The organism is Pseudomonas hamedanensis, assembly GCF_014268595.2.
Taxonomy (GTDB): Bacteria; Pseudomonadota; Gammaproteobacteria; order Pseudomonadales; family Pseudomonadaceae; genus Aquipseudomonas; species Aquipseudomonas hamedanensis.
This window is the reverse complement of record NZ_CP077091.1, coordinates 2,402,243-2,424,903: the sequence shown is the minus strand read 5'-3', so window position 1 is coordinate 2,424,903 and position 22,661 is coordinate 2,402,243. Positions and strand designations below refer to the sequence as shown.

The window sequence follows — 22,661 nt, the reverse complement described above, 5'->3', positions numbered from 1 at the left end:
TCAGCGATTTCAAGATCGCAGCCGTTGGCAGTTTCTACACATGGTAGGAGCTGCCGAAGGCTGCGATCTTTTGCTTTTATCCAGGCAAAAAAAACGGGTGTGGCCACCGACGCCACACCCGCTGAAGAAAACATCGAGTCGTTACATCACGTTCAGACCGCAGTCGCCACCGTGGCCGGGCGACGCGAGCACAAGCTGACCACGACGAAACTCACCAGACCCACCGCCAGGCTGTAATAGATCGGCGTATTGGCGTCCAGACCGTCCTTGAACATGAACAGCAGCGCCGTGGCGAAGCCCAGGCCCATGCTGGCGATGGCGCCGGCGGTGGTCGCACGTTTCCAGAAGATCGCGCCGATCAGCGGAATCAGCATGCCGCCTACCAACAGGTTGTAGGCAAGGGTGAGGGCGCTGATCACGTCATTCACCACCAGTGCGATACCCAGCACGACGATACCCGTCAGCAGGGTGAACAAGCGGTTCACGCCCAGGCTCGACTGCTTGCCACCGCGCAGTTTCGGCAGCAGGTCTTCGGTCAGCGTGGTGGCGGCGGCGAGCAGGCCGGCGCTGGCGGTGGACATCATGGCGGCCAGTGCAGCAGCAATCACCAGCCCGCGAATACCGTCAGGCAGCGACAGTTTGACGATGGCGGCGAACGCGTTGTTGACGTTGTCCAGATCCGGAATCAGCACGTGCGCTGCCATGCCGATCAGCGCGCAAGCCAGGCCGTAAAGGATGCAGTAAATTCCCGCGATGCTGCCGGCGTATTGCGCGACCTTGGCGGTCTTGACGGTAAATACCCGTTGCCAGATGTCCTGACCGATCAGGATGCCGAAGAAATAGATCATGAAGTAAGTGATGATCGTGTCCCAGCCGATCGTGGTGAAGTTGAACGCAGTGGCCGGCAGCTTCAGCACCAATTCGTCCCAGCCGCCGACGCGGTACAGGCAAATCGGCAAGAGGATGAACATCAGGCCGACGGTCTTGATGATGAACTGGACGATGTCGGTCAGGGTCAGCGACCACATCCCGCCGATCGCCGAGTAAATCACCACCACACCACCGCCGAGCAGCACCGAGATCCAGAACGGCAGGCCGAACAGCACTTGCAGCACGGTGCCGATGGCGAGGATCGAGGTCACGCCGATCATCAGCGCGTAGGCCAGCATGATCGCCGCACTCGCCGAGCGCGCCATCGGGTTGTAGCGCTTTTCCAGGACTTGGGTAACGGTGTAGATCTTCAGTTTCAGCAGCGGCTTGGCAAGGAACAGGTTCAGCGCGACGATGCCGCAACCCAGCGCCGCACACAGCCAGAAGCCGGAGATGCCGTGCACATAGCCCAGGCGCACGGTGCCGACGGTGGACGCACCGCCGAGTACGGTCGCGGCCATGGTGCCCATGTACAGACTGGGGCCGAGGTTACGACCGGCAACGAGAAAGTCCTCGTTGGTCTTGGCCTTGCGCATGCCGAAATAGCCGAGCAAGAGCATGCCGGCGGCGTAGATGAGGACGACGAATAAATCCAAAGCCATGATGGCGTGTCTCCGATTGTCTTTTTTATGGTGGGGCTGAGATCAGTTCCTTGTAGGAGTGAGCCTGCTCGCGATAGCGGTCTGTCAGTCACATCTGTGTTGGATGTGCTGCAGTCATCGCGAGCAGGCTCACTCCTACAGGGTTTTGTGTGGATCAGGCGGCCTGACGCAGTTCGGGTTTCAGGGCGGCTTCGCTGCGCGCGTCCCTGGGCCCAAACACCTCCCGAGGCTCCGGGAACAAGCGCAACAACGTCAGATACACCACCGACGCCAGGCCCAATGTCACCGGCAAGCTGATGTCGATGCCGCCGGCCAGTTCGCCCAGCGGGCCGACAAACTGTCCCGGCAGGTTGACGAAGCACAGGCCGACCAGTGCGCTCGGGATCCACGCACCGAGGCCGCGCCAGTTCCAGCCATGGCTGAACCAGTAGCGTCCGCCCTGTTCGCCGCGGGTGAACACTTGCAGGTCATCCGGGCAGTAGAAGCCGCGACGCACCAGCAGGCCGATGATCATGATCACCATCCATGGCGTGGTGCAGGTGATGATCAGCACGGCGAAGGTCGATACGCTCTGCACCAGGTTGGCGGCGAAACGGCCGATAAAGATGAAGGCAATCGACAGTACGCCGATCAACAAGGTCGCCTTGACCCGCGACAGCACCCGCGGAAACACGCTGGACATGTCCAGCCCGGTGCCATACAGCGAGGTGGTGCCGGTCGACATCCCGCCGATCACTGCAATCAGGCACACCGGCAGGAAGAACCAGCTCGGCGACACCGCCAGCAAGCCGCCGACGTAGTTGTTCGCCGCGATGTAATCCGGCGCCTTGATCGCGACGATGGTCGCGGTGGCAAGGCCGAACAGAAACGGGATCAACGTGGCCAGTTGCGCGGCGATTACCGCCAGCATGATCCGCCCCTTCGGCGTTTCACGCGGGATGTAGCGCGACCAGTCGCCAAGGAACGCACCGAAGGAGATCGGATTGCTCATCGCCACCAGCGCCGCGCCGATGAACGCCGCCCAGAACCCGGCCTGACCCAGCGCCACGCTGCCGGCGTACTGGCTGTCGAAAGCGGGGGCGAAAGCAAAGATGCCGAGCAGAAACAACAGACTCGCGGCCCACACCGCAATGCGGTTGACCCACAGCATGAAGCGGAAGCCGTAGATGCACACGGTCAGCACCAGCAGTGCGAACAAGCCGTAGGCCAGGCCCAGGGTCAGGTCGGTTTCCGGCAGATCGAGCAGGCGTTTGGCGCCGCCAACCAGCGCGTCGCCCGAACTCCACACCGAGAGCGAGAAGAACGCGACCGCCGTCAATAACGACAGGAACGAACCGACAATCCGCCCGTGCACGCCGAAGTGCGCACCGGAAGACACGGCGTTGTTGGTGCCGTTGATCGGGCCGAACAGGCCCATCGGCGCGAGGATCAGTGCACCGACCACCACACCCAGCACAATCGCCCAGACGCCAGCCTGAAATGACAGGCCGAACAGCACCGGGAAGCTGCCGAGCACAGCGGTGGCGAAGGTATTGGCGCCGCCGAAGATCAAGCGAAACAAGTCGCTGGGTCGGGCGTCGCGCTCATGATCCGGGATCTGTTCGACCCCGTTTGTTTCTATGCTGCTAAGGCGTTTTTCGTTGTTGTTGTTATTCATGATCTGCTCCGATCATCAGGCGCGCTCATCGTGCGTGAGCGTCACCCTTGGCTAAGGGGATGGCAGCCCTTCCGGCATTGCGGACAAATGTTCATGACAGGCCAGCCAGAGGCCTTGTTGTTCTAGGCTCGACGTTTGTTTTTTGAAAACAATCGTCTCGCGCTCCTGGCTAAAGTGTTGCTCCCCTTGCATGCGCAGCTCGGTGGCCACGTCATGGATGAAAATCGCCACGTCACCTTGCAGGCTGACGAAGGCGTTGCTCGAGGTACACGACAGCACCTCGAAACCCTCCTCGGCGCGCCAGCGGTCCCACAACGCCTGATAGGCATCGCGCGACAGCAACGGCTGGTCGAGGGTGTAGAACACGAAGCTGGCATCGGTGCTGAAAGCCCCGAAGTAAGCTTCGCGATCATTGCGCGCAAACGCGGCGACCAGTTCGGCGGCCGCGTGCAAAACCTGATCATGTTCGTGCATGACCGAACCCTCAGCGGTGGACCACGCCAGGCAGTACGCAGAGCATTTCGTACAGCAGGTTGGCGGCCAGCAGCGAGGTGTTGCCGGTGGTGTCGTAAGCGGGCGAGACTTCTACCAGATCGCAGCCGATCAGGTCGAGGCCCTGGCAGCCACGCACAATCTCAATCGCCTGAATGGTCGTCAGACCGCCGATTTCCGGGGTGCCGGTGCCGGGCGCCCAGGCCGGGTCGATGCCATCGATGTCAAAGCTCAGGTACACCGGACCGCCACCGACTTTCTCGCGCACTTCGGCCATCAGCGGCGCCAGCGATTTGTGCCAGCACTCTTCGGCTTGCACTACACGGAAGCCCTGATCGCGGCTCCAGTTGAAGTCATCGGCGGTGTAGCCTTGCGCACGCAGGCCGATCTGCACCACACGGTCGCAATCGAGCAAGCCTTCTTCGACAGCGCGGCGGAAGGTGGTGCCGTGGGCGATTTTCTCGCCGAACATGTGATCGTTGACGTCAGCGTGGGCATCGATATGCACCAGGCCAACCTTGCCGTGCTTCTTATGAATCGCGCGCAGAATCGGCAGGGTGATGGTGTGGTCGCCACCCAGCGTCATCGGAATAACGTTGTGCTCAAGGATATTGTCGTAGGCTTCTTCGATGATGCGCACGGCATCGAGCAGGTTGAAGGTGTTGATTGCCACATCACCGATGTCGGCAACCGACAGCGAATCGAACGGCGCAGCGCCGGTGGCCATGTTGTACGGGCGGATCATCACCGATTCGGTGCGAATGTCGCGCGGCCCGAAGCGGGTGCCGGGGCGCAGCGAAGTGCCGATGTCCAGTGGCACGCCAACGAAGGCAGCGTCCAGGCCGGCAGCGGTCGGTACATGGGGAAGTCGGAGCATGGTGGCGATGCCGCCGAAGCGCGGCATTTCGTTGCCGCCCAGTGGTTGGTGAAGAATCTTGTCCACGGGTAGGGCCTCATCGTCTTTGTTTTATTTATGCCGGCGCGCCGTTGAGCACAGGTTCGGACGCCGCTGTGGGGCCGATGATGCGAAATGCAGTGACGGGGAAGAATCGCTGTGGGCAAAAACTTAGTTCAGATTTTTCTAAACTAATGCCAGACTTCCCTACCTGATCGTTCCCATGCTCTGCGTGGGAATGCATCCACGGACGCTCCGCGTCCAGCCGTACTCGCAGGTGACGCAGAGCGTCACGGGCTGCATTCCCACGCAGAGCGTGGGAACGATCCTTGGGAGCAGAAATGGCCAACGCTTTACCCGACCTGAAACTCTTGCGCATCTTCGTCAGCGTCGTGCGGCATCAGGGTTTTGCCAATGCGCAGCAGGAACTCAACCTGTCGACTTCGGCAATCAGCACCTACATGAGCCAGCTCGAAGCCGCGCTTGGCCTGGTGTTGTGCCATCGCGGGCGCGGCGGGTTCAGCCTGACCAGCAAGGGCGAGCTGTTCCATCAGGAAACCCTGCGCCTGCTCGCTGAGCTTGAGGGTTTCGAGCAATACGCCGCCGCGCTCAAGGGCGAACTGCGCGGCACGCTTAACCTGGGGGTGATCGACTCCACCGTCAGCGACAAGGCCTTGCCATTTGCCGAAGCCATCGGCGCCTACAGCCAGGAACACCCGGCGGTGCATTTACATTTGTCGGTGATGAGCCCGTATGAATTGCAACTGGGCGTGCAAGACAACCGCCTCGACCTCGCCATCGGTGCGTTCTCAACGCGCATGAGCGGTCTGGTGTACATGCCGCTTTATCGCGAACAGCACTGGCTGTATTGCAGCAGTCGCCACCCGCTGTTCAACGAACGGCGGATCCCCGAACAGGTCATCACCCAGCAACGCATGGTCGGGCGCGGTTACTGGAGTCAGGCGGAGCTGGCCCGTCACGGCTTCAAACACAGCGCCGCGACTGTGGAAAGTATGGAAGCGCAACTGATTCTGGTGCTCTCCGGCGCGTACATCGGCTACTTGCCGGAGCACTACGCGCAGGCCTGGGCAGACAAGGGCGACTTGCGCGTTTTGCTGCCGGCGACCTTCGGTTATCAGGCGCCGTTTTCGATGATCATGCGCAGGGGCCGCAGCCGCGAGCCGCTGATCCAGACCTTCCGCGATTTGCTCAAAGCGCAGCTCAATCAGGCCTAACCTTTATGTCCAGACCCCAATGCCCGCGCTGCCTGCGCCCTCAAACTCATTGCCTGTGCAAGTTGATCCCACGCCTCGACAGCCGCACCCGGGTGTTGCTGCTGCAACATCCGAGCGAGGTCAATCATGCGTTGAATACCGCGCGCCTGGCAGCGCTGGGGCTGACTAACGCCGAGCTGATCGTCGGTGAGGTGTTCGAGGATCTGCCGACACTGCTGAACCGTCCGGGTTATCAGGCGCGGCTGCTGTTTCCGGCTGACGATGCGCAGCCGCTCCAGGCTTACGCCCCGACTGACGAACCGTTATTGCTGGTCGTGCCGGATGGTACCTGGCGCAAGGCGCGCAAGCTGCTGCACCTCAATCCGCTGCTGGCGGCGTTGCCACGTGTGGCGCTGGCTGAAAGTTGCGTGTCGCGTTATCGCCTGCGCAAGGCACCGGGGCCGGGGGCGTTGTCGACGGTCGAAGCCATTGTGCAGGCGTTGCAGACGCTGGAGGCGCCGACGTCATTCGAGGCGTTGCTCAAGCCGTTTGAAGCGTTGATCGAAGGGCAGATAGCGGCGATGGGGGCGGAGACTTTTCAGCGTAATCATGGCGGCAGATAGTCGTCGTCTGGGCTGGCCTCTTCGCGAGCAAGCCCGCTCCCACATTCGATCGGGTTCTTCCAGATGGAATGCGATCAACTGTGGGAGCGGGCTTGCTCGCGAAGGCGTCAGATCAATCACCACAGATTCTGGATAATCTTCAGCGTTCACGCATCGCCTCGGTCCGCGCTTTCAGCACCGGTTTGAGCAGGTAATCCAGGACGCTTTTTTCCCCGGTAATAATGTCCACCGTCGCCACCATCCCCGGAATGATCAGCAGCGGTTTCACATCGCCACCCAAGTGATTCTTATCAGTGCGCACCTGGATCAAATAAAAGCTGTTGCCCTTGTCGTCGGTAATCGTATCGGCGCCGATCAGCTCGAGTCTGGCGCTCAGCCCGCCATAAATCGTGTAGTCGTAGGCACTGAACTTGACCATGGCTTTCTGGCCTGGATGCAGGAACGCGACGTCTTGCGGGCGCACCTTGGCTTCGATCAGCAGGTTGTCTTCCAGCGGCACGATTTCAACCATGTCGCTGCCCGGCTGAACCACGCCGCCGATGGTGTTGACCTTCATTTGCTTGATCACTCCGCGCACCGGCGACGTCACCGTCGTGCGGCTGACGCGGTCGTCGATGGCGATGCTCGATGCGGTGATTTTTGACAGGTCGGTGCGTTTCTCATTCAGCTCCTTGGCAGCCTCGGAGCGGAAGGTTTGTTCCGATTCGTCGATCTTGCTGCGGATCTCGGCGATGGCCGATTCGGCGCGGGGAATCGCCAGGGTCGTCGCGTTCAGCGAACCGCGAATTTCCACCGCGCTGCGCCTCAGGCGGAGGATTTCCACCGGTGACACGGCACCGGTTTTCACCAGCGGTTCAGACATGTTCATCTCTTGCTGCAGCAGCGCCAGGCTGGAACTGAACTGGCCTTGCTTGGAGCGAAACTCGGCGAGTTCCTGAGTTTTCTGCCGCAGTTGTTCGCTGAGGGTGCGCTGTTCGCTGGCCAAGCGGCGTTGGCGTTGTTCGTACAACGAGCGCTCGTCTTCGGCGACTTGCGGCGCCTTGGCGATCACTTCAGCGGAGAGCTTGAAAGGCCGGCCTTCGGCCTCTGCCGAAAGCCGCTCGACCTGCGCCGTCAGCGCATAGCGATCAGCCTCGCTCTCGCCCTTGTTCGAACGGAAACGCGTGTCATCCAGACGCAGCAGGGTGTCGCCCTTGTTGACCATTTGCCCTTCGCGTACGAAAAGCTCGGTGACGATGCCGCCTTCAAGGTTCTGGATCACCTGCACCTTGCTCGACGGAATCGCCTTGCCTTCGCCCATGGTCACTTCTTCGAGCACGGCGAATTTGGCCCAGACCAGCGCAGCGATCAACAGCGCCGCCGCCAGCCACACGGTGATGCGTGATTTTCGCGGCGAGTCCTGCAACGCCGCGCCAGCGGTTTCCGGCATGAACTCGGCTTCGGCACTTTTGCCGAAGCTGTCGAAGTAGCCGCGTGACTTGCTATCAGATGAAGCCGACATGGGGCGATACCCCTCAATTAAGAAACATCAACAGGATGGCAAATCGGTGCCCAAGCTATCTTGGCCAGAGAACGTCCCTGCAGCCAGATAGCCACCCTGTGGCCAGACAGCCTCCCTGTGGCGAGGGGATTTATCCCCGATGGGTTGCGCAGCAGCCCCAAAATTTCATAGGCGCTGCGCACCCAATCGGGGATAAATCCCCTCGCCACAGGTTTTGTGCATGCCGTAAATAATCTATGCGCATTTAAACCGCCGCCGAGCCGACCCGGCCCTTGCGCAGTGCATCGATGACCGCATCTTTCGGCCCGTCGGCGACCACTCGGCCGTTGTCCAGCACCAGCAGCCGGTCAACCAGACTCAGCATCGAGGTACGGTGGGTGACCAGCAGCAGGGTTTTGCCTTGTACCCAGGTGTGCAGTTTTTGGCGCAGCAGGTCTTCGCTGCTGTTGTCCATGGCGCTGGTCGGTTCGTCGAGCAGCATGATTGGCGGATCAAGCAACAGCGAGCGCGCCAGCAGCACTGCCTGGCGCTGGCCGCCGGACAGCAGTTGGCCGCGTTCGCCCACCGGCCGGTCGAACCCCTGCGGATGCTGGCGCGCCAGTTCGGTCACGCCGGTCAGTTCGGCGACTTCGAGCATGCGTGCATCGCTGATGTAGCGCGCGCCAAGGGTCAGGTTGTCGCGCAGGCTACCGGCCAGCAGTGGCAAGTCGTGGGCGACATAACCGATCTGCTGGCGCAGGTCAGCGACATCCAGTTGGCGCAGATCGAGACCGTCGAGCAGCAACTGGCCTTCTTCGGGTTCATAAAAGCCCATGAGCAATCGCGCCAACGTGCTTTTGCCGGAACCGCTGCGCCCGATGATGCCGACCCGTTCACCGGGTTTGAGGCTGAAGGTGACGTTGCTCAGGGCCGGTGCATTCTGGCCGTTGTAGTGAAAGGTCACGCCGCTGACGTCCAGTGCGCCTTGCAATTGCGTGCGTTCCAGCGGCCGTTGCTTGCCGTCGCGCTCCTGCGGCAGGGCCATCAGCGCGTCGGTGCTTTTCATGGTCAGTTGCGCTTGCTGATAGCGGGTGATCAGCCCGGCGATCTGGCCCAGCGGCGCGAGCACACGGCTGCCGAGCATGTACGTGGCGACCAGCGCACCGACGCTGAGGTTGCCGGCGATGATGCTGTAGACCCCGGCGACAATCGTCGCCATCCCGGAAAATTGTTGGATGAACAGCGTGCCGTTGGTGGCCAGCGCCGCCAGATTGCGGGCATGGCTGTCGAGGCGGGTGAGGGCGCCGTGAGTGCTTTCCCAGCGGTGCTGGCGTTCGCTTTCGGCGCTGCACGCCTTGAGGGTTTCCAGGCCGCCGAGGGTTTCGATCAGCACCGCCTGCCGTTCGGCGCCCAGGCTCAGGCTTTTCTGCACGGTGTCGCGCAAGCGGGCCTGAATCGCCAGTGCGAAGCAGATCGTGATCGGAAAGGCCAACAGCGGAATCACCACCAGCCAGCCGCCGAGGAGGCCGATCACCACCAGCATCAACACCACGAAGGGCAAATCGATCAGGCTGGTCAGCGTCACTGCCGTGAGGAATTCGCGCAGGCCCTGGAAGTCATGAATGCTCTGGGCAAATCCGCCGACGGTCGCCGGCCGCGCCTTCATCGACATGCCGGTGATGCGCTCGAACAACGTCGCCGAGAGAATCACGTCGGTTTTCTTGCCGGCGGTATCGAGCAAGTGCGCCCGCACCACGCGCAACACCAGTTCGAAACCGGTGCCGATCAGCAGCCCGATCGACAGCACCCACAGCGTCGATGTTGCCTGATTCGGCACCACGCGGTCGTAAGTCTGCATGACAAACAACGGCACCATCAGGCCCAGCAGGTTGATCAGGAAACTGGCGAGAATCGCATCGCTGTACAGCCATTTCGACAGCTTCAGGGTGTCGCGAAACCAGGCGTTGACTCGGGGCACCAAAGGCGCACGCAGGTCTTCGAGTTCGTGGCGCGGTCGGGCGAACAAGGCCTGGCCGCTGTAGTGTTCGCTGAGTTCTTCGCGGCTGACCCATTGCTCGCCGCCATCGGCTTCACTGGGCAGCAAGAGGGCTTTGCCGTCATCGGCAAAACGCCGCAGCACGGCGGTGCGACCGTCGTTGAGCAGCAACAAAATCGGCAGATTCAGCGGTGAGATGTCTTTCAGGTCGCGGCGCAGAATGCGTGCCTGCAACCCGGCCCGGGCGGCGGCGCGGGGCAACAGGTCGAGGCTCAGGCGTTGGTTGTGCAGGGGCAGGCCGGCGCTCAGGCTGGCACGACTGACCGTCGCGCCATGCAGTTTGCAGAGGATCAACAGACCGTCGAGTAACGGATCATCGAAGCTTGCGCGCGGATCGACCCCGGGGGCGCCGGGTTCCATGCTGGTCATATTGACTGCCTCTGTTGAACGGCGATGCGAGATGAACACGGCTCTTGTCGGATCGTTCCCACGCTCCGCGTGGGAATGCAGCCCGTGACGCTCCGCGTCACTGGACGCGGAGCGTCCCAAGAGGCATTCCCACGCAGAGCGTGGGAACGATCAAAGAATGAGTGCTGCGCACTCAAGCGGGAGCAAGCTCCCTCGCCACAATGAGTCACTTCAACTCGGGCAGGCGTGCCTGGTTTTTCACTTCGGTCGTGGCAATCGCGTCAGCCGGCAGCACCACGCGTTGTTTGCTCAGCAACTGGCCCATGTTCGCCAGCACGCGGTACATCGAGTACTCCTCGGTGTAGCGAATTTCGGTGTAGCGGCGGTTGGCGTTGTACAGCTCGTTTTCGCTGTCGAGCAGGTCGAGCAAGGTGCGTTGGCCGAGGCCGAACTGGTCCTGATACGCCGCGCGCACGCGTTTGCTGGTTTCGGCGTATTCGCGGGCAGTCGGCGTCTGCTTCTTCGCGTTTTCCATGGCGTTCCAGGCCAGACGAATGTTCTCGTTGAGCTGACGCAGGGCGTTGTTGCGGATGTCCATCGCCTGGTTGATATCGTGTGCGTTGGCGGCCAGACGCGCCTTGTCGCTGCCACCGCGGAACAGGTTGTAGTTCATCACTACGCCCACACGCCATTCGTTGTCGTGGCCTTCGTCGCCCTGCACGTTGTTGTTCGCGCCCACCGCGGCTTCGGCGTCGAAGCGTGGATAGAACGGCGACTTGGCAACCTCGTACTGGCTCTCGGCAGACTGCACGTCGGCCTGGGCCGATTTCAGGTACGGGTTGTTGTCGACCATGCTCTGCTGCGCTTCACGTAGCTCGGTAGGCAATTCGCCTCGGGTCGAGGCCGGGGTTTCCAGCTCATCTGGCATGCGTCCGACCACGCTGTAGAAGTTCGATTCGGCGTCGGCCAGATCGACTTCGGCGGTGTCGAGGTTGTTTTGCGCCAGCGCCTTGCGAGCGACCGATTGATCGGAGTCAGCGTTGCTGCCGATACCGCGTTCGGTGCGCAGGCCGATCTGATCGTTGACCCGCAAGTGCGCCTGCAGGTTGTTCTTGGCCAAAGTCACCAGCTCACGACGCTTGAGCACTTCGAGGTAGACCTCGATGGTGCGCAAGGCCAGATCCTGCGCGGTGCCTTGCGCGTAGTAGGCGCGCGAGTTGGACACGCCCTTGGTGCGCTCGACCTCGTTGGCGGTGTTGAAACCATCGAACAACATTTGCCGCAAACGCAGCTCCGACTGTGTGTAGTTGAGGATCTCGGTGTTGTGATTACCAAAGGCCCGGGTGTTGGTGTTGTCGCTGTAGCCACGGCCATAAGCGGCGTTCAAGTCGACCGACGGGTAGAACCCGCCCTTGGCGACCTTGACCTGTTCGTCAGCCGACAGGCGTGCGTCCACGCGCGACGCGAGTTCCGGGTGAGTGGCGATGGTGCTTTGAATCGCTTCGGTGAGGTTCATGGCCTGGGCTTGGGATGTGCAAGCCATGGCCAGCAAAACCGCGCTGCAGAGGGGGGTTAGAACGCGCATGGGTGCATCTCCCTGAGTCCTGATGGTGTGTTACTGTCGCCAAATATTTGACGAATTTTAGGGGTGTAAGCGTTTCACTCTTGTAACAACAGAGCTAAGAACATCTTGAAGCGTAGCTAAGAAAAAATTTTCATATGGCTTATGCCAAAAAAAACTTATGCGCTTTGTAAAAAGCAGCACATTGTTCAGCGTGAAAGCCTTTGTTTTATGCGCTTTAGGGAGCTCGAAAAGGCTTGAGGAAAGTTCCATTCACTTTGCGAGACACGGCGAAGTACTGCTGAAGGGGAGGGACGCGTAACGGTTGATGAGCGACAGATTTTTGTCACTCGGGTGGTTCACCACCGTTACGTAGCGTTAGTGGAGTGGCTGTTTTGACCGGGACTCGCAAGTGCTTGATGCACGAGCGATTCCCTGCAAACGCTACCTGCGAAACGAACTGTCGAGGGTGCGAGCGTCACTCCCGGCAACCCGATTGAGCCATGGGCTGCTTCGCGAACCTGTGCCGACGGTGGTCGGCAGCGGAGGATTTCACATGGCAACGCTCATCGGTACGGTCACTAAAGTCATTGGTCAGGTATTTGCCCAGAAGGCCAACGGCGAGAAAATTCTCTTGATCGAAGGCGATCGCTTGAACGCCGGCGATCAACTGATCACCGGCGCGGAAGGCGCGGTGGCGGTGAAACTGCAAAACGGCCAGGAATTGACCCTCGGGCGTGGCAGCAGCATCACAATGACCGGGCAGTTGCTGGCCGACCAGGCTGTCGCCGTGAAAGTGGACGAAGCGCAGACTCCGAGCCAGGCGCAGCTGACCGATGTCGAGCAGATCCAGAAAGCCATCGCCGCCGGTGAAGACCCGAGCCAAACCGCCGAAGCCACCGCGGCCGGTCCCAATGCCCCCAGCGCCACACCGGGGGATGCGGGCGGCGGGCACAGTTTTGTGCTGCTGACCGAAGTGGGCGGGCGGGTCGATCCTGTGATCGGTTTCCCAACCGCCGGTTTCAATGGTATTCCCGAATTCCCTGAAGAACGCCGCGAAGCGGTGATCGACGACGGCGACGACACTCCCGCGCCGATCGTGGTACCACCGCCACCGGTGAACAATCCTGTCACGCTCAACGGTCTCGACACGGCTGGCGGCGAACTGAACCTCAACGAAGCCAATCTGCCTGACGGCACGGCGGCCAATCCAGGCGCGCTGACCCAGAGCGGCAGCTTCACCGTCTCCGCACCGGACGGTTTGACCAGCCTGAGCATCGGCGGCATCAACCTGATCAACGCTGGCGTGGCGCTGGGTTTCCCGCAGTCGATCACCACGCAACTGGGCAACACCCTGACCATCACCGGCTACAACCCGGCAACCGGCACGGTCACCTACAGCTACACGCTCAATGGCAACGAAACCCACGCGGCGGGCGACGGCGCCAACAGTCTCAGCGAACAATTCACGGTGATTGCCGTCGACAGCAATGGCGACACGGCGAGCGGCACGCTGGACGTGAACATCACCGATGACGTGCCAAAAGCTGTTGACGACGCTAACGGCATTGCCTCGGAAACCTTGCTGACCCTGACCGGCAACGTCCTCACCAACGACGTACAAGGCGCCGACCGCGTACCGACCGGCCCGGTTACACCCGGCACCTTCACCGGCACTTACGGCACGCTGGTGCTGAACGCTGACGGCACTTACACCTACACCCTCAACACCAGCGACGCGGATTTCAAAGCGCTGACCGGTGGTGGCAACGGCACGGAAACGTTCGCTTATGTGATTACTGATGCCGACGGCGATACAAGCACCGCCAACCTCGTTCTGCAGATCCACAACAACGATGATCCGGTGATTATTGACGGCCTGAATGTCGCGGGTGGCGAGCTGACGGTCTATGAGCAAAATCTCAGCGACGGCAGTGCCCCGGATGCCGGCGCGCTGACGCAAAACGGCACGTTCACCATCACTGCTTTGGACGGCGTAACGACGCTGACCGTTGGCGGTATCGCCGTGGTCACTGGCGGTGTAGCCGCAGGCTTCCCGCAATCGATCACCACGCCACAGGGCAACACGCTGACCATCACCGGTTTCAACGCTGCAACCGGCGTGGTCAGCTACAGCTACACCCTGGCCGACAACGAAGCGCATCCGGACGCCAATGGTGCGAACAATCTGCCAGAGCAATTCGCTGTCACCGTGGTCGACGACAACGGCACCACCGCCAATGGCACGCTCGATGTGAACATCGTCGACGACCTGCCGAAAGCCGTGGACGACGCTAACGGCACCGCCTCGGAATCTCAACTGACCCTGACCGGCAACGTCCTCACCAACGACGTACAAGGCGCCGACCGTGTCCCGACTGGTCCTGTCACCGCCGGCACCTTCACCGGCACTTACGGCACCTTGGTGCTGAACGCTGACGGCACTTACACCTACACCCTGAACACCAGCGATGCGGATTTCAAAGCGCTGACCGGTGGTGGCAACGGCACGGAAACGTTCGCCTATGTGATTACTGATGCCGACGGCGACACCAGCACCGCCAACCTCGTTCTGCAGATTCACAACAACGATGATCCGGTGATCATTGACGGCCTGAATGTCGCGGGCGGCGAACTGACGGTTTATGAGCAAAACCTCAGCGACGGCAGCGCCCCGGATGCCGGCGCGCTGACGCAAAACGGCACGTTCACCATCACTGCTTTGGACGGCGTAACGACGCTGACCGTTGGCGGTATTGCCGTGGTCACTGGCGGTGTAGCCGCAGGCTTCCCGCAATCGATCACCACGCCACAGGGCAACACGCTGACCATCACCGGTTTCAACGCTGCAACCGGCGTGGTCAGCTACAGCTATACCTTGGCCGACAACGAAGCGCATCCGAATGCCGATGGCGCAAACAATCTGCCTGAGCAATTTGCAGTCACGGTGGTGGACGACAACGGCACCACCGCCAACGGCACGCTGGATGTGAACATCGTCGATGACTTGCCGAAAGCCAACGATGACAGCAACGGAACGGCGTCGGAATCTCAACTGACCCTGACCGGCAATGTCCTGACCAACGACGTACAAGGCGCTGACCGCGTACCCACCGGCCCAGTTACGCCCGGAACTTTCACCGGCACTTACGGCACGTTGGTGCTCAACGCTGACGGCACTTACACCTACACCCTGAACACCAGCGACGCCGATTTCAAAGCGCTGACCGGCGGTGGCAACGGCACGGAAACGTTCGCCTATGTGATTACCGATGCCGATGGCGACACCAGCACCGCTAACCTCGTTTTGCAGATTCACAACAACGACGATCCAGTGATCATCGACGGCCTCGATGTAAATGGCGGCGAACTCACCGTTTACGAAAAGAACCTCAGCGATGGCACCAGCCCCGACACGCCGGCGCTGACCCAGAGCGGCACCTTCACCGTCAGTGCCCTTGATGGCCTGCAAACCCTCACGGTGGGTGGCATTGCCGTGGTCACCAACGGCGTCGCGGCAGGCTTCCCGCAATCGGCCATCACTCCGCTGGGCAGCACGTTGACGATTACCGGTTACGACCCGGCGACCGGTGTGGTCAGCTACAGCTACACCTTGATGGATAACGAAAGTCATTCGACCGCCAATGGCGCCAACAGCCTCAGCGAAAACTTCGAGGTGGTCGCGACCGACACTGATGGCAGCACTGCCAGCGGCCAGATCAACGTCAACATCGTCGACGACTTGCCCACCGCACACCCGGATGCCGCATCGGTGGCGGAGGGCGGCACCGTCAGCGGCAACGTGCTGAACAATGACATCGGCGGCGCCGACGGCCCGGCCGTCACGGGCGCAGTGGTCGGCGTGCGCGCCGGTGCCGATACCTCGACCTCCGCCATCGGCGGCCTCAATTCGCAAATCAACGGCACCTACGGCTACCTGACCCTGGACGCCAACGGCAACGCGGTTTATCACAGCAATCCCAACGTGGTGAACGGCCCGGGCGCGGTGGATGTGTTCACCTACACCGTGCGCGATGCAGACGGTGACGAAAGCACTACCACCATCACCATCGACGTCTACAACAGTTGCCTGAAAGCCGTCAGCGACACCGATGCCACCGTCTATGAAAAATCCCTCGACCTGATCAAGGACGGCCAGGATCTGGCGGCGGGCAGCGTGGTTGGCAGCGATCCGAACAGCACGGGCGAAACCGCGTCCGGCACGCTGGTCGGTTCGGTCACCGGCGCAGTCGGTGCAGTCAGTTATGCGCTGGTCGGCAGTGCTACCGGCAACTATGGACAAATCGTCCTCAACCCCAACGGCACTTACACCTACACGCTGACGTCACCGGCCAGCACCACACCGCACGCTGACGATGGCGCCAACAGCCTGAGCGAAACCTTCACCTATCAGGCCACCGACTCGCTGGGCAACGTGGTCACCAGCAGCATCGTTGTGAGCATCGTCGATGACGTGCCGAAAGCGCTGAACGACAGCAATGCCGACAGCGCAACAGAGACCCTGTTGACCCTGACCGGCAACGTGCTCGACAACGACGTACAAGGCGCCGACATCGTTGCGAGCGGGCCGATCACCCCCGGTACCTTCACCGGCACCTACGGCACGATGGTGCTCAACGCCGACGGCACTTACACCTACACGCTCAATACCAATGACGTCGACTTCAAGAATCTGCACGGCGGCGGCAACGGCAGCGAAACGTTCACCTACACATTGACCGATGCCGATGGCGACACCAGCACTGCCAACCTGGTGCTGAACGTCCATAACAACGATGACCCGGTGTGCCTCGACGGCCTCAATGTGAAGGGCGGCGAACTCACCGTTTACGAGAAAAATCTCAGCGACGGCAGCAGCCCCGATACTCCGGCGCTGACCCAGAGCGGCAGCTTCACCGTCACCGCCCTCGATGGCCTGCAAACCCTCACGGTGGGTGGCATTGCCGTGGTCACCAACGGCGTCGCGGCAGGCTTCCCGCAATCGGCCATCACTCCGCTGGGCAGCACGTTGACGATTACCGGTTACGACCCGGCGACCGGTGTGGTCAGCTACAGCTACACCTTGATGGATAACGAAAGTCATTCGACCGCCAATGGCGCCAACAGCCTCAGCGAAAACTTCGATGTGGTGGCGACCGATACCGATGGCAGCACGGCGGCAGGGCAGATCAACGTCAACATCGTTGACGACCTGCCGAGCGCTAATCCGGATGCGGCTTCGGTCGTGGAGGGCGCCACCGTCAGTGGCAACGTCTTCACTAACGATATCGGCGGCGCTGACGGTCCGGCGGTTTCCGGTGCCGTGATCGGCGTGCGTGCCGGCGCCGATACATCCACTTCCGCCATCGGAGGTTTGAATTCGCAGATCAACGGCACCTACGGCTACCTGACTCTCGACGCGAACGGCAACGCTGTCTACCACAGCAATCCCGACGCGGTGAGCGGTCCGGGCGCGGTCGATGTGTTCACGTACACCGTGCGCGATTCCGACGGGGACGAAAGCACCACCACCCTCACCATCGACGTGCATGACAGCTGCTTGATAGCAATCAGCGATACTGACGTCACCGTCTACGAAAAAGCCCTCGACCTGACCAAGGACGGCCAGGATGTCGCCCCCGGTACGGTCACCGGCAGCGAACCGGGCAACAGCGGCGAAACCGCCAGCGGCACGCTGGTCGGTTCGGTCAGCGGCGGCAGCGGCGCGATCACTTACACCTTGGTTGGCAACGCCACCGGCAGTTATGGGCAACTGCTGCTCAATGCTGACGGCACCTATACCTACACGCTGACCTCGGCACCGAAAACCGCGCCGAACGCCAACGACGGGCCGAACACCCTGAGTGAAAGCTTCACCTACAAAGCCACCGATTCGCTGGGCAACAGCACCACCAGCACCCTCGTCGTCAACATTGTCGATGACGTGCCCAAGGCGGTGGCGTCGGACCGTTCGGTGGCGGCGGTGGAGATCGACTCCAACCTGCTGATCGTCCTCGACATCTCCGGCAGCATGGCCGACCCCTCCGGCGTGCCGGGCCTGTCGCGACTGGCGCTGGCCAAGCAGGCGATCAGTGCCTTGCTCGACAAGTACGACGATCTGGGCGATGTGAAAGTGCAGCTTGTGACCTTCAGCAGCGATGCCACGGACCGCACGGCGGTGTGGGTGGATGTGGCAACGGCAAAAACAATTCTTGCCGGCCTCAATGCCGGCGGCGGCACCAACTACGACGCCGCTGTGGCGGTGATGCAGAGCGCATTCAACACCTCGGGCAAACTCACCGGGGCGCAGAACGTCGGCTACTTCTTCTCTGACGGCAAACCCAATGAAGGCGAGATCAACGCCGCCGAAGAAGCCGCGCTGAAAAATTTCCTCGATGCCAACAACATCAAGAACTACGCGATCGGCCTGGGCAGTGGTGTGAGCAACGCCTACCTCGATCCGCTGGCCTACGACGGTATCAGCCACACCAACACCAACGCGGTGGTGGTCACCGACCTCAACCAGCTCAATTCGGTGCTGTCCGGCACTGTGCAGGGCGCACCGGTCACCGGTTCGTTGCTGGGCGAGGGCGGTTCGTTTGGCGCCGATGGCGGTTTCATCAAATCCATCGTGGTCGACGGCACCACTTACACCTACGATCCGAAAGCCCTCAGCGGTCAGGGTTCGCTGACCGCCAGCGGCGGCGCCAACCACGGCACCTTCAACACGGCCAACAACACCGTGAGCATCGCCACCAACAACAGCGGCACTCTGGTGATCAACCTCGACACCGGCGAATACAGCTACACCTCGCAGAAAACCACCGCCGTGGTCATCACCGAAAACATCGGCTTCACCGTCAGCGATAACGACGGCGACCTGGCCAGCTCGACGCTGACCGTGAAAGTGATCCCCAACGCGCCGCCCGTGGCGATGGATGACCACGTCATCACCAACGTGCTCTCGGGCAATATCGTGGTGCCGGGCGAGCTGTTGCTGGCCAACGACACCGACCCCAACGGCGATCCCCTCAACGCCACTCCGACCAGTTTCAACACCGGCTGGGTCTCGAAGGCGGCGGATTTTACCGGCAGTGGCGCGATCAACTTCACCGGCACCAATGCCAATAACAGCGCCAATCAGACCCTGGCCAACGTGCGCAACGCCTTCAGTGCCAATGCCGCGACCATGACCGCGGTGGTGGTGGTCAGCGGCTACCTCGGCATGGTGAGCAACAGCAACGCCAACGATGAAGACCGCATCACCGTCCACCTGCGCCAGGGTGAAACCCTCAACCTGGATCACAACCTGGGCGCCGGTCAGATCAGCCTGGAGTACTCGCTCAACGGCGGCGCCTACCTGCCACTGACGGATGGGCAAACCCTCACCGCCTCGGCGAACGGCATCTACCAGATCCACATCACCAACATCAGCAACGGCGGTGGCGGCAACGCCAATGCGGCGGAAAACTATCAGCTGACCATGACCCTCAACTACACCGGAGCCCACGACGTCGCCCCGGATTTCAACGGCAGCTACACCGCCAGCGACAACCACGGCGGCAGCGACACCGCCAACGTCAGCATCAGCTATCAGGACGGCCACACCCTCACCGGCACTGCCGGCGACGATATTCTGGTGGCGGGCGCTGGCAACAACGTGATCAACGCTGGCGACGGCAACGACGTACTCACCGCAGGTTCCGGCAACAACGAAATGCACGGCGGCGCCGGCAACGATCTGCTCTACAGCGGCGCCGGCAATGACCTGCTCGACGGCGGCACTGGCAGCGACACCGCCAGCTACGCCCACGCCATGGCGGCGGTCACGGTCAATCTCGGCCTGCTCGGTGCGCAAAACACCCTCGGCGCCGGGACGGACACCCTGACCGGTATCGAAAACCTGCTCGGCTCGAACTTCAATGACAGCCTCACCGGCGACGGCAACAGCAACGTGATCAACGGCGGTTTGGGCAACGACGTGCTCAATGGCGGCGGCGGTGACGACCTGCTGATCGGTGGCCTGGGCAACAACAACCTGACCGGCGGAGCAGGGGCCGATACGTTCCAGTGGCTCAAGGGCAACAGTGGCCACGACCTGATCACCGACTTCACCCCCGGCACCGACAAGCTCGACCTGTCGCAACTGCTGCAAGGTGAAAACGGCAGCACGGCGTCGCTGGATGACTACCTGCACTTCACCGTCAGCGGCAGCGGCGCCTCGGTGATGACCAGCATCGACGTCAGTGCCATGGCCGGCGCCACGCCGAACCAGACCATTGACCTGGCCGGCGTCAACCTTGCCAGCCACTATGGTGTCACGCCGGGCGCAGGCGGCATGATCGCTAGCGGTCACGACACAGCGACCATCATCAGCGGCATGCTCAATGATCATTCGTTGAAAGTGGATACGGTTTGATCTGAGGTCTGAAAATACAAAACCCGCCGCCCCGGTTGATTCGGGACGGCGGGTTTTGTCTGTCTGTAGAGACGTGTTGTCTTTAAGTCAGCCTTCGCGAGCAGGCTCGCTCCCACATTGGAACGCGGTCAAAAAGGTGGGAGCGAGCCTGCTCGCGAAGAGGCCCGCGTGAACAGCGCATAATTGCGCCGACCTGCCTCAACTCCAGATTATCTAGCGCTCGATCCACCATCCAATTCCCTTCGCCTGCAAATCGCCTTCCGACAAACGGTAGCAATACCTGTAATTTCTGACAGTAGGCAGGACGTCTTCAACGTCGTTAAATCAATTCCAGCAGCAACCCATCACCCCTGGTGATTCGTGCATGTTCTGCTTGGGATGAGGCGAGGGAGGTCGTTCAATGCAACGCTCTGAATACACGGATGATGACCTGATTGAGGTGCCTCAAGTCCCTGCCATTCTCAAAGATGAAGAAGGCAAGGAAAGTCCCGATGGGCTGTTGCCGCGTTCCGCGTTGGCCGAAGACCTGACGGTCGTCATCCCGGATTGGAGCGCTTCCTTCGAAGATCCCATTCCCTTCATCGTTATCATCAGCTGGGTAGCACAGGGCGGACCGTTCACGGAAGTCTACCGTGAACCGTTCGACGATCCCGGAGAGAAGACGCTGGTTGTCCCCCGGGACAAGTTGAACTTCGATCACGGCACTTATTCCCTGTCGTACAGAGTCAGCTATGGCGGCAACCTGCTGGACTCAGAGATAAAGCGAGTCACAGTCGACAGATCGCCGCCGAACGATAATCAGGAACCCGATCCTCTGATTTTGCTGGATGTGGCTGGCGACATCACTGACGACTACCTCTCCCAGCATGGCGAAGTACGGTTTCAGGTACCGTTCTACGTCGACGCCAGGGGGAAGGATCGTGCGATCTATTACTGGACGGGCGACCCGGATCCCCCGGATTCGGAAATCGAAATAGCTGAGCAGGAGTTCAGCCAGGAGGACATCGACCAGAAACGTTTGATCATCACCATGACTGAGGCAGATATTCGTGATAGCGGTCCCGGGCAGCGCTTCATTTACTACCGGCTCCGCGACTGGTCTGGAAATCGCGGGCCGCGCTCAACTTTGCTGCCGGCTTTCGTCAATCTGAATCCGGCCCCGGGCAAACTCAAACCGCCTAAGGTGCCATTGTCAGTGCGTGGCTTCATTGACCGTGAACATGCCCGTGAAGGCGCCGTAAACCAACGGGCTGTCACCGTCGAAATCGATGAGTATGAAAACCCGGATCCTTCCGACAAGGTGTTGATTGACTGGAACGGTCACGCACTCACCCCGCTCGATGTCGATCCCGGCAAGTTCCCGCAAGTGGCTATTGTGCCCTGGATGACCCTGACAGCAGACGGACTAGGGCCACTGAACGTTCGCGTGAGCTACCGCATACAGCGCGGCGGTACGCCGACTTTGCCATCAGCCGATACGCGGGTGATGGTGAATCTGACAATCGCTGGGCAGGATCATGCCAACGCCCCGGCACTATTGAATTCCACGTTGGCCAAGGTTGAAGTTTACGGTGCCCGATCCAGGCAATTGAACAAACTACTCACCATCGATTTCGGGGAGCCAGCCGAGGCACATCTAAGGCTGTATGACGCACCGTTACTCGGTGAAAAGCTGTTCCTCTACTGGGGCGCAATCAGTACGCCCATCGCAGAGTATGAAGTTCAAGCCGGTGATGTCGCCGGCAAGCCGCTCATCTTCATCGTTCCCTGGGAGGCGATCGAGCAGGACAAAGTGAATCCGTCGCTGCCGACCTGGTATACCACCAGTAATGGCGTGAACCTGCAGCAGGCGGATGCAACGCCCGTTGACATTGCGATCATTGTTATCGAGAACTTGCCAGAGCCGACATTTCCTCATGCCAACAAGGATGGCGTACTTCATTGCTGCAGCAAACCCAGATTATGGGAAGGCGTGTTCGTACATATCAGCGGTAATGCAGCCTTCGATGAAGACGATATCGTGGAGTTGTCTTGGCAGGGGTGTTCCGGTCTGAATGGAACCGATCCGATTGACGGAACGGACGAAACATTCAAAACAACGCTGACCGCCGAGCAGGCTCGCGAAGGTTTTGATGTGCATGTCAGTGACTACGAGCGTTTGATTGCGCCCATGGTAAACAATGGCTCGGCGTTGTGCAGTTATCACCTGAAAAAAGCCAACGGTGGCATAGGTAGTTCAAAGCCTGAGTTTGTCATTATCAATCGAACGTGGCCGAGTGGCGGCGTTTGCAGCCCGGACAATGACCTGTGTGAAGTTTAACTTACAGGCGGGTTGACGATGTTCGGTCGAAGTTGATTCAAGGCTTTATTCAATTTTTTTCACC

Annotated in this window: 11 protein-coding genes; 4 read left to right on the top strand and 7 right to left on the bottom strand. The window is 60.7% G+C overall.

Annotation, left to right across the window (positions count from 1 at the left end; translation table 11 throughout):
- Window positions 1-152: 152 nt before the first annotated feature.
- The 4 genes from HU739_RS10360 to speB all read right to left on the bottom strand — a co-directional run bounded on the left by HU739_RS10360 (window position 153) and on the right by speB (window position 4,624).
- On the bottom strand, window positions 153-1,532 hold the full coding sequence (locus tag HU739_RS10360) for a sodium:solute symporter (protein ID WP_186548735.1): 1,380 nt from the start codon (window positions 1,530-1,532) through the stop codon (window positions 153-155).
- A gap of 154 nt (window positions 1,533-1,686) precedes the next feature.
- Complete coding sequence (locus tag HU739_RS10355) at window positions 1,687-3,189, bottom strand: purine-cytosine permease family protein (RefSeq protein ID WP_186548733.1); 1,503 nt, start codon at window positions 3,187-3,189, stop codon at window positions 1,687-1,689.
- Window positions 3,190-3,240: 51 nt separating this feature from the next.
- The gene (locus HU739_RS10350) at window positions 3,241-3,663 is read right to left on the bottom strand and encodes a YybH family protein (protein ID WP_186548731.1); all 423 of its coding nucleotides are present in this window, start codon (window positions 3,661-3,663) and stop codon (window positions 3,241-3,243) included.
- 10 nt (window positions 3,664-3,673) lie between these two features.
- Entirely contained in the window at window positions 3,674-4,624 is a 951-nt protein-coding gene (gene speB / locus HU739_RS10345; protein WP_003222717.1) for an agmatinase, read from the bottom strand.
- A 293-nt stretch (window positions 4,625-4,917) separates the two neighbouring features.
- Here speB and HU739_RS10340 point away from each other — a divergent pair, with 293 nt between their 5' ends.
- On the top strand, window positions 4,918-5,811 hold the full coding sequence (locus tag HU739_RS10340; protein WP_007956593.1) for a LysR family transcriptional regulator: 894 nt from the start codon (window positions 4,918-4,920) through the stop codon (window positions 5,809-5,811).
- A gap of 5 nt (window positions 5,812-5,816) precedes the next feature.
- The gene (locus HU739_RS10335; RefSeq protein WP_186548729.1) at window positions 5,817-6,413 is read left to right on the top strand and encodes a tRNA-uridine aminocarboxypropyltransferase; all 597 of its coding nucleotides are present in this window, start codon (window positions 5,817-5,819) and stop codon (window positions 6,411-6,413) included.
- Window positions 6,414-6,552: 139 nt separating this feature from the next.
- On the opposite strand, the gene HU739_RS10330 is transcribed toward HU739_RS10335, so the two are convergent.
- The 3 genes from HU739_RS10330 to HU739_RS10320 form a co-directional block, all read right to left on the bottom strand.
- Complete coding sequence (locus HU739_RS10330) at window positions 6,553-7,914, bottom strand: HlyD family type I secretion periplasmic adaptor subunit (protein WP_186548727.1); 1,362 nt, start codon at window positions 7,912-7,914, stop codon at window positions 6,553-6,555.
- A 244-nt stretch (window positions 7,915-8,158) separates the two neighbouring features.
- A complete protein-coding gene (locus HU739_RS10325; RefSeq protein WP_186548726.1) occupies window positions 8,159-10,318 on the bottom strand; it encodes a type I secretion system permease/ATPase in 2,160 nt (719 codons plus the stop codon).
- 205 nt (window positions 10,319-10,523) lie between these two features.
- Window positions 10,524-11,882 (bottom strand): TolC family outer membrane protein, encoded by a 1,359-nt coding sequence (locus tag HU739_RS10320; RefSeq protein WP_186548724.1) that lies wholly within the window; start codon window positions 11,880-11,882, stop codon window positions 10,524-10,526.
- Window positions 11,883-12,414: 532 nt separating this feature from the next.
- On the opposite strand from HU739_RS10320, the gene HU739_RS10315 reads away from it, so the two are divergent.
- Both HU739_RS10315 and HU739_RS10310 read left to right on the top strand, forming a co-directional pair.
- Window positions 12,415-20,277 carry a retention module-containing protein gene (locus HU739_RS10315; RefSeq protein WP_186548721.1) on the top strand — a complete coding sequence of 2,621 codons (7,863 nt, stop codon included), beginning with the start codon at window positions 12,415-12,417 and terminating at the stop codon, window positions 20,275-20,277.
- 400 nt (window positions 20,278-20,677) lie between these two features.
- Complete coding sequence (locus HU739_RS10310) at window positions 20,678-22,597, top strand: hypothetical protein (RefSeq protein WP_186548719.1); 1,920 nt, start codon at window positions 20,678-20,680, stop codon at window positions 22,595-22,597.
- Window positions 22,598-22,661 lie beyond the last annotated feature (64 nt).